The sequence below is a fragment of the Paraburkholderia aromaticivorans genome, from assembly GCF_002278075.1.
In the GTDB taxonomy this organism is placed as follows: domain Bacteria; phylum Pseudomonadota; class Gammaproteobacteria; order Burkholderiales; family Burkholderiaceae; genus Paraburkholderia; species Paraburkholderia aromaticivorans.
On record NZ_CP022989.1, the window covers coordinates 3059740 to 3075664 of the forward strand.

At 64.1% G+C, this 15925-nt stretch carries 13 protein-coding genes; 10 read left to right on the forward strand and 3 right to left on the reverse strand.

The window, feature by feature from the left end; genetic code table 11:
• Nucleotides 1-12 precede the first annotated feature (12 nt).
• Entirely contained in the window at nt 13-1110 is a 1098-nt protein-coding gene (locus CJU94_RS14000; RefSeq protein WP_095419190.1) for a saccharopine dehydrogenase family protein, read from the forward strand.
• A 134-nt stretch (nt 1111-1244) separates the two neighbouring features.
• On the opposite strand, the gene CJU94_RS14005 is transcribed toward CJU94_RS14000, so the two are convergent.
• Nucleotides 1245-1862 carry a P-loop nucleotide/nucleoside kinase family protein gene (locus tag CJU94_RS14005; protein ID WP_095419191.1) on the reverse strand — a complete coding sequence of 206 codons (618 nt, stop codon included), beginning with the start codon at nt 1860-1862 and terminating at the stop codon, nt 1245-1247.
• A complete protein-coding gene (gene cydX, locus CJU94_RS14010) occupies nt 1859-2008 on the reverse strand; it encodes a cytochrome bd-I oxidase subunit CydX (protein ID WP_095419192.1) in 150 nt (49 codons plus the stop codon). The genes CJU94_RS14005 and cydX overlap by 4 nt, the downstream gene beginning before the upstream one ends.
• A 332-nt stretch (nt 2009-2340) precedes the next feature.
• Here cydX and CJU94_RS14015 point away from each other — a divergent pair, with 332 nt between their 5' ends.
• The 5 genes from CJU94_RS14015 (at nt 2341) to CJU94_RS14035 (ending at nt 8241) form a co-directional block, all read left to right on the forward strand.
• The gene (locus tag CJU94_RS14015; protein ID WP_095419193.1) at nt 2341-2808 is read left to right on the forward strand and encodes a hypothetical protein; all 468 of its coding nucleotides are present in this window, start codon (nt 2341-2343) and stop codon (nt 2806-2808) included.
• A gap of 181 nt (nt 2809-2989) precedes the next feature.
• The gene (corA, locus tag CJU94_RS14020; RefSeq protein WP_095420355.1) at nt 2990-3967 is read left to right on the forward strand and encodes a magnesium/cobalt transporter CorA; all 978 of its coding nucleotides are present in this window, start codon (nt 2990-2992) and stop codon (nt 3965-3967) included.
• A gap of 329 nt (nt 3968-4296) precedes the next feature.
• A complete protein-coding gene (locus CJU94_RS14025; RefSeq protein ID WP_095419194.1) occupies nt 4297-5259 on the forward strand; it encodes a sugar ABC transporter substrate-binding protein in 963 nt (320 codons plus the stop codon).
• A 298-nt stretch (nt 5260-5557) separates the two neighbouring features.
• Nucleotides 5558-7156 carry a sugar ABC transporter ATP-binding protein gene (locus CJU94_RS14030; RefSeq protein WP_095419195.1) on the forward strand — a complete coding sequence of 533 codons (1599 nt, stop codon included), beginning with the start codon at nt 5558-5560 and terminating at the stop codon, nt 7154-7156.
• Complete coding sequence (locus CJU94_RS14035) at nt 7153-8241, forward strand: ABC transporter permease (RefSeq protein ID WP_095419196.1); 1089 nt, start codon at nt 7153-7155, stop codon at nt 8239-8241. The genes CJU94_RS14030 and CJU94_RS14035 overlap by 4 nt, the downstream gene beginning before the upstream one ends.
• Before the next feature lie 95 nt (nt 8242-8336).
• On the opposite strand, the gene CJU94_RS40870 is transcribed toward CJU94_RS14035, so the two are convergent.
• Nucleotides 8337-8489: a hypothetical protein gene (locus CJU94_RS40870; RefSeq protein ID WP_157763750.1), complete on the reverse strand. Its 153-nt coding sequence runs from the start codon at nt 8487-8489 to the stop codon at nt 8337-8339.
• Nucleotides 8490-8576: 87 nt separating this feature from the next.
• Here CJU94_RS40870 and CJU94_RS14040 point away from each other — a divergent pair, with 87 nt between their 5' ends.
• The 4 genes from CJU94_RS14040 to CJU94_RS14060 all read left to right on the forward strand — a co-directional run bounded on the left by CJU94_RS14040 (nt 8577) and on the right by CJU94_RS14060 (nt 15809).
• Nucleotides 8577-9617, forward strand: a complete 1041-nt coding sequence (locus CJU94_RS14040; RefSeq protein ID WP_095419197.1) for a LacI family DNA-binding transcriptional regulator — start codon at nt 8577-8579, stop codon at nt 9615-9617.
• Nucleotides 9618-10071: 454 nt separating this feature from the next.
• Nucleotides 10072-11847, forward strand: a complete 1776-nt coding sequence (locus CJU94_RS14045) for a methyl-accepting chemotaxis protein (RefSeq protein ID WP_095419198.1) — start codon at nt 10072-10074, stop codon at nt 11845-11847.
• A 421-nt stretch (nt 11848-12268) separates the two neighbouring features.
• On the forward strand, nt 12269-13030 hold the full coding sequence (locus tag CJU94_RS41405) for a 2-keto-4-pentenoate hydratase (protein ID WP_095419199.1): 762 nt from the start codon (nt 12269-12271) through the stop codon (nt 13028-13030).
• An 856-nt stretch (nt 13031-13886) separates the two neighbouring features.
• Entirely contained in the window at nt 13887-15809 is a 1923-nt protein-coding gene (locus tag CJU94_RS14060) for a PrkA family serine protein kinase (RefSeq protein WP_007181736.1), read from the forward strand.
• The last annotated feature ends 116 nt before the right edge of the window (nt 15810-15925 follow it).

The window sequence follows — 15925 nt, forward strand, 5'->3', positions numbered from 1 at the left end:
AAGGAGAAGCGTATGAAAGTAGCTATTGTTGGCGCAGGTCTGATCGGTCACACCATCGCCCATATGTTGCGCGAGACCGGCGACTATGAGGTCGTCGCGTTCGACCGCGACCAGCACGCGCTCGACAAGCTCGCCGCCCAGGGCATACCGACCCGCCGCGTGGATTCCGCCGATGCCGCCGCGCTGCGCGCCGCCGTGCAAGGTTTCGACGCGCTCGTCAACGCGCTGCCTTACTACCTCGCGGTGAACGTGGCTTCGGCAGCCAAGGGCGCGGGCGTGCATTACTTCGATCTGACGGAAGACGTGCGCGCCACGCATGCGATCCGCGCGATCGCCGACGACGCCGATCACGCTTTCATGCCGCAGTGCGGTCTCGCGCCGGGCTTCATCGGTATCGCCGCGCACGAGCTGGCGAACCGCTTCACGGAAATCCGCGACGTCAAGATGCGCGTGGGCGCGCTGCCGGAATTCCCGACCAATGCGCTGAAGTACAACCTGACGTGGAGCGTCGACGGTCTGATCAACGAATACTGCCAGCCGTGCGAAGCGATTCGCGACAGCCGCACGCAATGGGTGCAGCCGCTCGAAGGCCTCGAACATTTCTCGCTCGACGGCACCGAATATGAAGCCTTCAATACCTCCGGCGGCCTGGGCACGCTGTGCGAGACCTTGTCGGGCCGGGTGGAGTCGCTCGACTACAAGTCGGTGCGCTACCCGGGCCACCGCAACCTGATGCAGTTCCTGCTGGAAGACCTGCGTCTTGCCAGCGACCGCGACACCCTCAAGAACATCATGCGCCGCTCGGTGCCGTCCACCGCGCAAGACGTGGTGCTGGTGTTCATCACGGTGAGCGGCATGCGCGACGGTCAACTGGTGCAGGAAGTCTTCACCCGCAAGATCTTCGCGAAGACGGTGTGCGGCGTGCCGATGAGCGCGATCCAGATCACCACGGCCGGCGCGATGTGCGCGGTGCTCGATCTGTTCCGCGAACAGAAGCTGCCGCAAAAGGGCTTCGTGCGCCAGGAGCAGGTGTCGCTGCGCGACTTCCTCGCGAACCGTTTCGGGCAGTTGTACGAGGGGCAGTCGCTGGAGGCGATGGCTACCGTCTGACGACCCACTCCGAGGGCTGTGCGACAACGTGGCAGCAGGCATAGCCTGCTGCAAACGGAAACGAAGGCTCCGCAGAGAGCTTCTAATACGCCCCGCGACGCGGGGCGTATTTCTTGATTGGATGCGACTGCAGGCTACACCGGCACCGGCGGCATGATCAACGCCGCCCGCGGCTCGCCGACGATGCGTGCGAGCAGCGCTTCGTAGTCCGCCGTAGCAGGCGCGGTATTGTCGAACATCAGCAGGTCGTCGCGGATATCGCCGCTGGGCACGAAGCGGCGCTGCCGATACTCGTCCCAGTGCGCGAGTTTATAGGCGTCGTTCGGATTCGCGCGCTCCACGATCCGCCGATGCGCGGTCTCTTCCGACGTATAAACCCACACGACCCGAAGCGCCACGTCCGCGCCGACGCCCAGCCACGCGCGATCGAACAGGCGCCGCTCGCGCACTTCGCGCGAAAGCGGCCCGACCACCAGTGCGCTCACGCCGAGTTCGAGATTGTCGCGGGCGGTATCGAGCAGGCCGCGGTACTCGGGATCGCGCAGATGCTGCAGAAACAGCGGGCTGTCGCGGTCGTTCGGGTCACCGGTCAGCATGGCCATGGCGGCCGCGCTGTAGCCGCCGTAGAGCGTATCTTTATCGAGCAGGCAGAAGGGCGTGCCGAGCGCTTTCGTCAGCGGGGCATGCAGTTTCTTTGCCAGCGTGGTCTTGCCCGTGCCTGCGTGGCCGCAAAAGAAAACCAGATGGGTCACGAAGGCGCGTCCTCGGGCGTGGCCGGTACGGCGCCGGCGCTCTGCGGGTCACGCGCGAACTTGCCGCCGGCCTCCAGCCACATCACGTTGATGATGCCGAAGCCCAAGGCCACGCCGATGCCGAGAATCCAGGTGAAATACCACATTGCGGTCTCCTTGGTCGGCAGCTGACGGAACTGCCCTTTGCAGCGATCATGAAGAAGAACGCGGCGCCACGCAAGGGGGCGTTGGGGTCGTCCATTCGGCCAGGCTGGCAGAACGGGCGCGCGTTGCTATCATGCATGCCAGTGGGTGAGCGGAACAAGCAAGCCGCGGCAGTAAGCCGCGGCGATGAACCGCTGCAACGAGCGGCAGCAACGCGCGCTGGCAACATGCCGCGGCAATGGGCGGTAGCGGTCTCACCGGCAAGGCACGTGCGGCACGCCTGTCAGAAGAAACAGAGAAGCGGGACCACAATCAACAACACGGGAGAACCCGCATGCCGATGCGTCTGGATTGCCACCGCAAAGCCGCGCTGGTCGCCATGGCCCGGCTAGGTACGCTTGCCGCGTTGAGCTTCGGGGTGCTCGCCGGCTGCGCCTCGACTCCCGCCGAGCCTGTTCCGTTCAAGGCGGTGCCGGCCGGGCGCATCGTCCAGCCCGGCTACACGGAGCCGGGGGCGGGGCTCGTCGCCGTGGACGTCCGGCGTGAGCGCTCGCGCGACGTGATCGTCCGGTTTCGCGATGCGCTGGTCTACGTCGACGGCGAGCAGGTCACCGACCTGATGAACGGCGAGCATGTCGTCTTTTATCTGAGCCCGGGTGTGCACCGCATCGCCGTGTCGACGCAGTTCGATCCGGTCGTCGAAATGCGTTTCACGGTGACGGCGGATACGCGCTACACCAACCGCGCGTCGGTCACGTTCGGCGAAGATCACCGCATCGCGCTGCAGCGGGTCGCCCAATAGCGTTTTCTGTCGCGCGGGCCTTCAGATCAACGGGCCCGCGCGGCTTAACAATTCGATACATGACGTCCCCGCAGTGCCGTTAACATGGCGGCTCATGCTGATCCGTTCATGCAGACCGGGCGCCTGGCTTACGCGCCGTAAGTGTTCGGCCGGTCTGTACCGTTTTCAAGGTAATCCAAACATGCTGATCAATTGCGCCGCCTATCAGGACGGCCGGAAGCTGGCAGATATCGACATCGATAGCATCAGCGACTACGTGGCGCGGCCCGAATGTTTTGTCTGGGTAGCGCTGAAGGACCCGGGCCCGGGCGAACTGGCCGTGATGAAACACGAGTTCGGCTTGCACGACCTCGCAATCGAAGATGCGCAGAATGGCCACCAGCGCCCCAAGATCGAGGAGTACGGCGAGTCGCTGTTCGCCGTGATGCACACGGTGGAAATGGACGAAGACGGTGAACTGCTGATCGGCGAAGTCGATGTGTTCGTGGGGCGCAACTATGTGCTTTCGGTGCGGCGCGGTACGCGCATGGGCTTTCAGAACGTGCGCGCGCGCTGCGAACGCGAGCCGCAATTGCTTAAGGAAGGCTCCGCGTTCGTGCTGTATGCGCTCGCCGACGACATCGTCGACCGCTATTTCCCGATTATCGAGACGATGAACAGCGAGATCGAAGCGCTCGAAGACCGCATCTTCGATCGCAACAACTCGGCGGCCTCGCGCGCGATCATCCAGGATCTGTACTCGCTCAAACGCCGCCTCGTGATCCTGCAGCACCATATCGCACCGCTGCAGGAGGCCATCAGCAAACTGACGGGCGGCCGCATTCCGAGTATCTGCGAGGGCATGCAGGCCTACTTCCGCGACGTCTACGACCACCTCGAGCGGATCGTCAGAATCATCGACGGCCGGCGTGAAATGGTCGTGACTGCCGTGCAGGTGAATCTCGGCATGATTTCGCTCGCCGAGAGCGAGGTGACCAAACGGCTCGGCTCGTTCGCGGCGCTGTTCGCGGTGCCCACCATGATCGCCGGCATCTATGGGATGAACTTCCAGACTATCCCCGAGCTGCACTACAAGTACGGCTATCCAATCTGTCTGGCGGTCATGCTGACCGTCGACATCGTGCTGTACTGGCGGTTCCGTAAAGCCGGCTGGCTCTGACCGTCTGGCAGGGCGGCACCCGGTGGCGCTGTCCCGCGTTGTCGCCGCTTGCATCGCGCGCAATAAAAGTCCAGCATAGGCGGCCCGTCGGCCCGTGATCTTGCAGGCCGCGGCAAATCCGCCATGCACGGACCAAGCGAGGGACCCTTTGCCACACGTTATCTGCCGGCGCGCTGAACCGGCGCGCCAGTTCGAATCGATCGGGTGCGCCGCACTATCGCGCGGCGTTGACAAGCCGATTGGACTGCGCTGAGAATGGGCCACGCAAACGTTTGCGCACTATTAAGAACAAGGCTCTCCCGGGAGCCGGACAGATTCTGGAGATATGCATGAATCAACGCATTCGCCGCCGCATCCTGACGGCTGCGGTCCTTGCCACCGCTAGCGCTGCTTTGCCGTTTTCCTCCGCATACGCGCAGACCGCGCCCGCTCACAAGCCGAAGGTCGCGCTGGTGATGAAGTCGCTCGCCAACGAGTTCTTCCTGACCATGGAGAACGGCGCGAAGGACTATCAGAAGCACAATCCCTCCCAGTTCGACCTGATCACCAACGGCATCAAGGACGAAACCGATACGGCCAACCAGATCCGCATCGTCGAGCAGATGATCGTGTCGAAGGTCGATGCGATCGTGCTGGCCCCGGCCGATTCGAAGGCGCTGGTGCCGGTCGTCAAGAAAGCGGTGGATGCGGGCATCATCGTCGTGAATATCGACAACCGGCTCGACCCGGACGTGCTCAAGTCGAAGGATCTGAACGTGCCGTTCGTCGGCCCGGATAACCGCAAGGGCGCGCAGAAGGTCGGCGATTATCTGGGCAAGAAGCTCAAGGCGGGCGACGAGGTCGGCATTATCGAAGGCGTGTCGACCACCACCAACGCACAGCAGCGCACCGCCGGCTTCAAGGACGCCATGCAGAAGGTCGGCGCGAAGGTCGTCTCGGTGCAATCGGGCGACTGGGAAATCGACAAGGGCAACGCGGTGGCCTCGGCCATGCTCAACGAATACCCGAACCTGAAGGCGCTCCTCGCCGGCAACGACAACATGGCGATCGGCGCGGTCTCGGCCGTGCGCGCGGCGGGCAAGCAGGGTAAGGTGCTGGTGGTCGGCTATGACAACATCAACGCGATCAGGCCGATGCTCAAGGACGGCCGCGTGCTCGCCACCGCGGATCAATACGCCGCCAAGCAGGCCGTGTTCGGTATCGACACCGCGCTGAAGGCGCTCAGCGAGCACAAGAAGCAGTCGGATCTGTCCGGCGTGGTGGAAACGCCGTGCGATCTGGTCACGAAGTAAGCATGGCCCGGTGACTGCCGGGATAGTCGGAACGCAGGTTCGCAGCAACGCCGTTTCATGCTCGTTGCATGTTGTGCGCTCGCGAACCCGCGGCTATTCAATAAGCGCTCAAGAAACCTGCCGCGCCGCCGTTAATTCCAGAGGTAAGCGTCATGACGGCGCCGCGCGACGGGAGGGGCGTGGCGGCTGGCGCCGGCGCATTCCGCGCATTGGGCCGCATGACACGAGACCGCCGGCGGCGGCTTCCTGCGAGCGGATCGCGCGAGGCCGGCGCCGCCGCCTTGGAACCAGGATTGCGATGGATTCAACCGACCACGACGCCGTGCCTGCCGTGCTGTCCGTCAGCGGCATCGGCAAGACCTACGCCGAGCCGGTGCTCGCCGACATCTCGTTGTCGCTGCGCGCCGGCGAGGTATTGGCGTTGACAGGCGAGAACGGCGCGGGCAAGAGTACGCTGTCCAAAATCATCGGTGGGCTGGTCGAACCGACCGCCGGCACGATGCGCCTGGGCGGCGAGCCTTACGCGCCGGCAAGCCGTACCGAAGCCGAGGCGCTCGGCGTGCGCATGGTCATGCAGGAGCTGAATCTGCTGCCCACTTTGTCGGTGGCCGAAAACCTGTTCCTGAACCGCCTGCCGCGGGTCGGCGCGTTCAGCTTCGGCTGGATCGACCGGCGCAAGCTGCGTGAAGACGCGCGGCAGGCCATGGCGCAGGTCGGCCTCGACGCGATCGATCCGGACACGCTGGTCGGCGAACTCGGTATCGGCCATCAGCAGATGGTGGAAATCGCGCGCAATCTGATCGACGATTGCCGCGTGCTGATCCTCGATGAGCCGACCGCGATGCTGACCGCGCGCGAGGTCGATCTGCTGTTCGAACAGATCGACCGGCTCAAGGCGCGCGGCGTGGCGCTCGTCTATATCTCGCACCGGCTCGAGGAACTGGCGCGGGTGGCGGAGCAGATCGCGGTCTTGCGCGATGGACGGCTGGTGCATGTCGACGCCATGGCCAACCTGACCAGCGACGAAATCGTCACCTGGATGGTCGGCCGCGAACTCGGCGAGCGGATCGATCTGGGCGTGCGCAACATCGGCGCGCCGCTTCTGAAAGTGGAGCGGCTTACGCGCGGCAAGGTGGTGCGCGACGTGTCGTTCGACGTGCGCGCGGGCGAGATTTTCGGCATCAGCGGCCTGATCGGCGCGGGCCGTACGGAGTTGATGCGGCTGATCTACGGCGCCGATCAAAAGGATAGCGGCAGCGTCGCGCTGGCCCGAACGCCGGGCGCGCCGCCCACGCTGGTGCAGATCGCTTCGCCCTCGGACGCGGTGCGCGCGGGCATCGCGCTGATCACCGAAGACCGCAAAGGCGAGGGGCTGCTGCTGCCGCAACCGATCGCGGCCAACGTGTCGCTCGGCAATATCGGCAGCGTGGCGCGGCACGGCATCGTCGATGCGAAGCGGGAGAACGCGCTGGCGCAGACGCAAATCGCCGCGATGCGGATCCGCACGTCCGGGCCGGGGCAGATTGTCGGCGAACTGTCGGGCGGCAACCAGCAGAAAGTCGTGATCGGCCGCTGGCTGGCGCGCGACTGCCGCGTGCTGTTATTCGACGAACCGACGCGCGGCATCGACGTCGGCGCGAAGTTCGATATTTATGGCTTGATGGGTGCGCTGGCCCGCGAAGGGCGGGCGCTCGTGGTGGTGTCGAGCGACCTGCGTGAGCTGATGCTGATCTGCGACCGGATCGGCGTGATGTCCGCGGGCCGCATGACGGGGGTGTTCGAGCGCGGCAACTGGTCGCAGGACGCGTTGCTGGCCGCGGCTTTCGCCGGCTACCGCAGCCGCGAAGCGTTGCTGCACCCCGCCCCCGACACCAGCGAAGCAGGGAGTCTGTCATGAACGACCAATCGTTGCCTGAAGCGTCGGGCGACCAGCCGGGCGCGAATGCCGCGGGTGCCGCGGGTGGCGCGGGTGGCGTGGGTGGCGTGGGTGGCGTCGCGCCGCCCGCCGACCCGTCGGCGCCGCTCGCGAGCGGCAAGCCCGCCGGCACGCGGCTTGGCTTTTCGAATTACCTTGGGCTCGCCGGCGCGTTGCTGGCGATGATCGTGCTGTTCTCGCTGCTGAGTTCGCATTTTCTGACGTACGACACGTTCAGCACGATCGCAAATCAGATTCCCGATCTGGTGGTGATGTCGGTGGGCATGACCTTCGTGCTGATCATCGCCGGGATCGACCTGTCGGTGGGGTCGGTGCTGGCGCTGGGCGCGTCGGTGGTGAGCGTGGCCGCGCTGAAGTGGGGCTGGGGGCCGCTGCCGTCGGCGTTGCTCGGCGTCGCCGCGGCGGCGCTGACCGGCACCGTCACCGGCGCGGTGACGGTGGGCTGGCGGATTCCGTCGTTCATCGTCTCGCTCGGCGTGCTGGAAGCCGCGCGCGGCATGGCGTATCAGATGACGAATTCGCGCACCGCCTATATCGGCGACGCGTTCGACTTTCTGTCGAACCCGATCGCGCTGGGCATCTCGCCCGCGTTCCTGATCGCGGTGGCGGTGATGGTGATCGCGCAACTGGTGCTCACGCGCACGGTGTTCGGCCGCTACCTGGTCGGCATCGGCACCAACGAGGAGGCCGTGCGCCTCGCGGGCGTGAACCCGCGGCCGTACAAGGTCATCGTGTTCGCGCTGATGGGCGCGCTCGCCGGACTGGCCGCGCTGTTCCAGATTTCGCGTCTGGAAGCGGCGGATCCGAATGCGGGCCAGGGCGTGGAACTGCAGGTGATCGCGGCCGTGGTGATCGGCGGCACCAGCCTGATGGGCGGGCGCGGCTCGGTGATCAGCACCTTTTTCGGGGTCTTGATCATTTCGGTGCTGGCGGCCGGCCTTGCGCAGATCGGCGCGAACGAGCCGACCAAGCGCATGATCACTGGCGCGGTGATCGTGGTGGCGGTGGTGCTGGATACGTATCGCAGCCGCCGCAAGCGCGCCTGATCGGGTGCCGGCGCAAGCCGGCACGCGGTGGCGCGGCCGGCTGTCGCGGTAGCCGCGGCAAGGGCAGCAGGCCCGGCAAGGGCGGTACGGGCAGCTCAGGGATAAGCAGCGCGGAAAGTGGCGGAGAACACGGGCGGTACAGGCAGCACACACAGTACAGGCAGCACAAGCAGCGCAAGCAGCACAGGCAACAGGAGCAGCACAGGCAACATTCGCAGCGAAGCGAGCATCAAAGCGTCGGTTTTCACGGGTTTAGTCGGTCTTCGAAGAGAACGGCCGCTCGGTCGCCAGGTGGCGCGGCCGGCGGGTAAAAAGAGGCAGGAGAGCAACAGGTTATGGCGACGATCAAGGATGTAGCGGCCGCGGCGGGCGTGTCGTTCACGACGGTATCGCACGTGGTGAACAACTCGCGGCCGGTGTCGGCTGACGTGCGCGCGAAGGTCGAACACGCGATCCGTCAGCTTCACTATGTTCCGTCTGCGGTGGCCCGCTCGCTGAAAGCACGGGCAACGGCGACGATCGGGCTCGTCGTGCCGAACACCACGAACCCGTATTTCGCGGAACTGGCGCGCGGGATCGAGGACGGGTGCTCGCGCAACGGCTACTGCGTGTTCTTCTGCAATTCCGACGACGATCCGGCCAAACAGCGTAACTACCTGCGCGTGCTGCAGGAGAAGCGGATCGACGGTCTGATCGTCGCGTCCGCCGGCGACGACGCCGTGCTCGCGCAGACGCTCGCCGACTCGCGCGAGCCGCTGGTGATTCTGGACCGCAACATCGAAGGGCTGAATGCGGATCTCGTGCAGATCGACCACGATAAGGGCGCGTATCTGGCCACCCGGCATTTGCTCGAACTGGGCCACGTACGGATCGGCTGCATTACCGGCCCGGTTCAGACGGCGGTCAGCGCGATGCGCGTGCACGGCTTTATCCGCGCGATGACGGAGCGCGGCATCGAGATTCCGCCCGACGCGATCGTGGAAAGCGACTATACGGGCACCGGCGGCTACCGCGCGGCCGGCCAGTTGTTCGACACGATCAAGCCGTCGGCGATTTTCGCCTGCAACGACATGATGGGCATCGGCGCGCTGCGCGCCGCGGCGGAACGCAATATCAGCGTGCCGCGCGATTGCTCGATCATCGGTTTCGACGATATCGAACTGGGGCGCTTCACCTATCCGGCGCTCTCGACCGTCGGACAATCGGTGCGCGCGCTCGGCGACATGGCCGCGCAGACATTGATCGAGCGCATTGCCGGCGGCTCGTCCGACAGTGCGCGTCCGCTCGGCCGCCGCCGCGTCGTGACGCCGCGCCTGATCGTGCGCGAGTCCACCGCGACCTGGGGCGGCGCGGCCAAACGCGATCTGGCGGCCTGACCCGGCGGCGTGAGCCGGTAACCTAGGGCGGCCTGAGCCGATAACCGCGCGCGCATTTCAGGCGCGCCTTTGCGCAGCGACGCTCGCTCGCGCGACGCATTCGTGCGTAACCGCTGTCAAGAGCACGGGCACCGAGTTCGCGATGCTTGCGTAGCGCTTGCCTTCAGCGCGGTGCCTGCGCCGAATGCCACAGCCACCGCACGTTCCCTCGGACTCTCTTCCGTGCGTGTTTGTGCGCGTCCCGCGCCCGCGACGCCCTTTGCCGTCAGCAATTTGTAATTTCTTCCCGTCTTGTTCGGCACCTTTCCTCATACCATATAAATGCTTCAAGGAACGAATCGCTGTGCCGTAAACAGGGGATATTAGAGCGCCCCTTCGAATGAGCGCCGACACGCAGCCGCCACACGCCACCCGCTGCGTCTGCCACTCTCATTTTCAAGCACAGGAACCAGACATGTTGAACAAGGGCATTACGATCAAGGCGCGCATAGGCCTCACGATGGCTTTTCTCTCCGCGTTGCTGGTGGCGATCGGCGTCTTCGGTTTGTTCGGCATGAGCCGTTCGAACGACGCTTACAGGGACACCTTCACGAACGCCATGCCGAGCGCGGTCGATATCGGTAACGCCGAGCTTTACGCGGCGCGCGAGCGGCTCGCGCTCGACCGGGCGGCGTTCATGATCGGCTCGCCGGAAGTGGCGTCGACGCTCGAGCGCGCGCGCGGCATGCGCGCCACCTCCGACATGTGGTGGAAAAAGTATATGGACCTGCCGCGCGACGCGGATGAAGAGCGCCTCGCACAGGAGGTCGTCGCCAAACGTGAAGGGCTGCATCAGCAACTGGATGCCTTTGCGGCGATCATCACCGCGAACGACCAAAGCAAGCTGGTCGACGGCGCCAAGCGCCTGCAAGCCGCCTACAACGAGCTCGCCAATGCCGACGACGCCCTGCGCAAGTACCAGTTCACGTCGGCCAAAGACGGCTACGACGCGGCGCAGAGCAGCTTCGAACTGTTTCGCCTCGTCAGCGCGGGCGCGTTGCTGATCGGCGTGCTGGCCGCGGCGATCTCGTATCTGACGCTCAGCCGCGCGATCGCCCGGCCGCTCGACGCGGCGCTCGATCATTTCGAGGCGATCTCGGCGGGCGATCTGCGCCGCCCGGTGGTCGTGACTTCGCGCGACGAGATGGGGCAACTGCTCGAAGGTATCGCCAAAATGCAGCGCAGCCTCACCGAAACGGTGCGCACGGTGCGCAGCGGCAGCGAATCGATTGCGACGGCCACCCGCCAGATCGCAGCCGGCAATATCGATCTGTCCTCGCGCACCGAAGAGCAGGCTTCGGCGCTGCAGCAAACCGCGTCGAGCATGGAAGAGCTGACCGGCACGGTCAAGCAGAACGCCGACAACGCCCGTCAGGCGAGCTCGCTGGCGGCCAACGCGTCGGAGATCGCCAACAAGGGCAGCGCCGTGGTCGACAAGGTGGTCGGCACGATGGGCGACATCAATCAGAGCTCCGCGAAAATCGCCGACATTATTTCGATCATCGAGGGAATTGCGTTCCAGACCAATATCCTGGCCTTGAACGCGGCCGTCGAAGCGGCGCGCGCCGGCGAAGAAGGCCGCGGTTTCGCGGTCGTGGCGGGCGAAGTGCGCAGCCTCGCACAGCGTTCGTCGGCGGCGGCGAAGGAAATCAAGGAGCTGATCGATACCTCGGTCGAGCGCGTGCAGTCGGGCTCGGCGCTGGTCGACGAAGCCGGCCGCACCATGACCGACATCATCGGCGCGGTGCAGCGCGTGACCGACATCATGGGCGAAATCGCCGCGGCTTCGGAAGAGCAGAGCGGCGGCATCGATCAGGTGGCACGCGCCGTCACGCAAATGGACGAAGTCACGCAGCAAAACGCTGCACTGGTCGAAGAGGCGGCGGCCGCAGCCTCTTCGCTCGAAGATCAGGCCGGCAAGCTGCGTCAGGCAGTCGCCGTCTTTCAGCTGCAAGACGGCGGGTCCAGCCCTGTTGTGAGCGCGGCGCCCCAGCGCGCGCCGGCACCGCTGCGCTCGGTGGTCGCACGCAAGGTTTCGCGCGCTCCCGCCGTCAAGCCCGCGCCGCAACCCGCAGCCGTGCCGAACGCGCCGGCCGCCGCGACGCCGGCCGTTGCCGCAACGGCACGCGCGCCCGCCCGCGCTGCGGTCAGCGCTGGTGCTGGCGGCGATCAGGATTGGGAAACGTTCTGAACGGACGGCAGTTGCAACATCCGTTCCCGAAATGGCAGTAGTGCCCACTAAATGGGTCGGCTCAGGCGCAGCGCACCGCGCCGCTCGAAAAGAGACCGTGATTGCGCGCGCATTCGCGGTCTTTTTCATGGTGTGCGCACTAAGTAACGTTTGCGCTGGCAGTCCGTCCCCTGGCAAGCGCCATGATCCGGTACATTGACGGACGCCCTGAGAAATTCGCCTTGGGGGCGGCCCCGGCGATGTCTCCTTGGGGCGCCCCGAAGAAAGCACCCATTGGGGACGCAGCCAGGCATGTAGCGCCAATCGCTGACGCGGCTCGTCCATTCGACGAGGCCCGTGACGCGCTGTCGAGCGCTGCCATCTCTGGCCACCCCGCCACGCCACACTCAACCGCTCAATGCGCCAGCCACAAAGGACCGACATGACGCCTCACGACCTCGCGCACCGCCTCGTCGAAGCACGCCGGCAGCATCGCCCGATCGATGTCCCCGCACCCGACAGCCTGCCGCCCGATGCGGCAACCGCGTACGCGATCCAGCAGGCGGTCATCGCCGGTCTCGGCGAATCGACCGGTGGCTGGAAGATCGGCGCCAAAGTGCCGGGCGGCGCCGCCTCCGGCGCGCCGATTCCGGCCTCGCTGGTGCTGCCGTCGCCGGCGCGCGTCGCGCATGCCGGCTTTTTCCGGGTGCTGGTGGAGCTGGAAATCGCCTTCCGCTTCGCGGAGGCGATCGAGCCGCGCGGCCGGGCCTATGCGCGCGACGAGGTGCTGGCGAAGGTCGGCGTCGTGCTGCCGGCCATCGAGATCGTCGACAGCCGCTTCGCCGAGTGGCCCAATGTCGCACCGCTTGCGCAACTGGCCGACGCCCAGAACAACGGCGCGTTGATCACGGGTCATCCCGTCGCGTATGCGGGGCTCGCGCGTGGCTTCGACTTCGTTTCACCCGAACTGGAGCTAAGCTTCGATGGTGATTCGCTGATCCCGGAGGCTACCGGCAATCCGGCCGGCGACCCGCGCGAACTACTGGTGTGGTTCGTCAACCATTGCGCCGCCATGGGCATCACCATCGAGCCGGAATGGACGCTCACCACCGGTTCGTACGTCGGCGCACACAGACTGGACAAAGCGGGCATCGTGCGTGGGCATATCGACGGCCTTGGTGAAGTGGAGATTGAACTGACCTGAAAGGCCGCGCTTGTAACAGCGCATTACGAAGCTCCTTTCAAACGGCTGCCTGCGGGCGGCCGTTTTGCATTTATCGCATCTGTGTCGGCGACCGTGCCGTATACACCTATTGGAACGAGGCGGGCTCGGGCCGTCATCCAGTTGAACAGGAGTGCATGCGGCTAACCCTGCCGCCGGCGCGGTTAATGTCGAGCGACGTAGGAGGTACGAAGCATGCTCCGCTCTCGCTGAAGTGGATGACACGCCTCGTGAAAGGGCGCGGAACAAAACCGCTCGCGCATTGACGAACGCTTGAAACAGCGCGGCCGGAATACATGCCGGCATTGACATGCCGCATGACCGGTCCACGAACATGTAACAGGCCACTGTTTGTGTAGACCGAACGCTTGTGTCGCGCGTTGAGGAAAAAAGTGGCCGGACACATAAAGCGGGCAGGCGTCCGCGCTTTCAGCAACAAAGTGCGTGTGTGCAGACACGCTGTCCGATACAGCAGTGGGATTGTTCGATGAACGTAGCGGATCGCGCAGGGCAGTATTGCAGGATACTGAGGCAGGACACTGAGGCACGACACTGAAGCAGAAGCAATGAGCAGCACTGCTTCAGAGTGCTGATACGGCGGCAAGGCGCGAGGGAAAGGCAGTGACGTGTAAGTGCAATTGCTGCGATACGAGTGCAAGATTGTAGGTGGTCGAAACTTTGTTTCCAAGTGAGGAATGTCGGGAGGCGAATGCGGCGCGATTTTCGCAACGTAGTTCGTGAAAAAAAATTTAAAAGGGTTTAGGATGAATTCGAGCGATGTCGTTTCCGAATAGCGCGCCGCGCACGACATCGGTCTAGACTTCGGCGAGGAGGTAGCATGGATATCTACAGCAGTTTCGCGACCCGCTTCGAGAAAACGCGAGAAGATGAGCTCTCGCTCGAGGAGTATCTCGCGCTCTGCAAAGACAATCCCGCCGCGTACGCCACGGCTGGCGAACGCATGTTGACGGCAATCGGGGAGCCGGAACAGATCGACACGCGTAACGATCCGCGCATGTCGCGCATCTTCGCGAACAAGGTCATCAAGGTATACCCCGCATTCCGTGAGTTCTACGGAATGGAAGAGGTGATCGAGCAGGTGGTCGCCTACTTCCGGCACTCGGCCCAGGGGCTTGAAGAAAAGAAGCAGATTCTGTATCTGTTGGGCCCGGTCGGCGGCGGTAAATCGTCGATCGCGGAACGTCTCAAGCAGCTCATGGAGCGCGTGCCGTTCTACGCGATCAAGGGCTCGCCCGTGAACGAGTCGCCACTCGGTCTGTTCGACTACGAGGAAGACGGCCCGATTCTCGAAGAACAGTACGGCATTCCGCGCCGTTACCTGAAAAGTATCCTCAGCCCGTGGGCGGTCAAGCGCCTGCACGAATACAACGGCGACATCCGCAAGTTCCGCGTGGTGCGCCGCTATCCGTCGATCCTTCGCCAGATCGGTATCGCCAAGACCGAGCCGGGTGACGAAAACAATCAGGACATTTCGTCGCTGGTCGGTAAGGTCGACATCCGCAAGCTCGAACAGTACGCACAGGACGACGCGGACGCTTACAGCTACTCCGGTGGTCTGTGTCTTGCCAATCAGGGCCTGCTCGAGTTCGTCGAAATGTTCAAGGCGCCGATCAAGGTCCTGCACCCGCTGCTGACTGCAACCCAGGAAGGCAACTTCAAGGGCACGGAAGGGTTTGGCGCGATCCCGTTCGACGGCGTGATTCTGGCTCACTCGAACGAGTCCGAATGGAAGGCGTTCCGCAACAACCGTAACAACGAAGCACTGCTCGACCGGATCTTCGTGGTGAAGGTGCCGTACTGCCTGCGCTACGGTGAAGAGATCAAGATCTACGAGAAGCTGCTGCGTAATTCGTCGCTGGCGAATGCGGTGTGCGCGCCGGGCACGTTGAAGATGATGGCGCAGATGTCCGTGCTCACGCGTTTGCAGGAGCCGGAGAATTCGAGCCTGTTCTCGAAGATGCAGGTGTACGACGGTGAGAACCTGAAGGACACCGATCCGAAGGCCAAGTCTTATCAGGAGTACCGCGATTTCGCGGGCGTGGACGAAGGGATGACCGGCGTGTCGACCCGGTTCGCGTTCAAGATCCTCTCGCGCGTGTTCAACTTCGATTCGACGGAGGTCGCGGCCAATCCGGTGCACCTCATGTACGTGCTCGAACAGCAGATCGAACGTGAGCAGTTCCCACCGGAAACCGAGCAGAAGTATCTGTCGTTCATCAAGGACGTGCTCGCCTCGCGCTATGCGGAGTTTATCGGCAAGGAGATTCAGACCGCGTATCTGGAGTCGTATTCCGAGTACGGTCAGAACATTTTCGATCGCTACGTGACGTATGCGGACTTCTGGATTCAGGATCAGGAGTTCCGCGACCACGACACCGGCGAGAGTTTCGACCGCGCGGCGCTGAACGCTGAACTGGAGAAGATCGAGAAACCCGCGGGCATCAGCAACCCGAAGGACTTCCGCAACGAGATCGTGAACTTCGTGCTGCGTGCGCGTGCTGCCAATGGCGGGAAGAATCCGGCATGGGTCAGCTATGAGAAGCTGCGCGTCGTGATCGAAAAGAAGATGTTCTCGAACACGGAAGAGTTGTTGCCGGTGATCTCGTTCAACGCCAAGGGCTCGGCGGAAGAGCAACGCAAGCACGAAGACTTCGTCAATCGCATGGTGACGAAGGGCTATACGCCGAAGCAGGTGCGCTTGCTGTGTGACTGGTATTTGCGCGTGCGCAAGTCGTCATGATGCGCATTGCGTGCCGCCCGCGCGGTCCTTCCGTGCGGGCACCGTGCGAGGCGCGAATTGCATGGACATAGCGTTGCTTCAGGCAGCGTGCGTCTCGCGCACCCGAAATGAGTGCA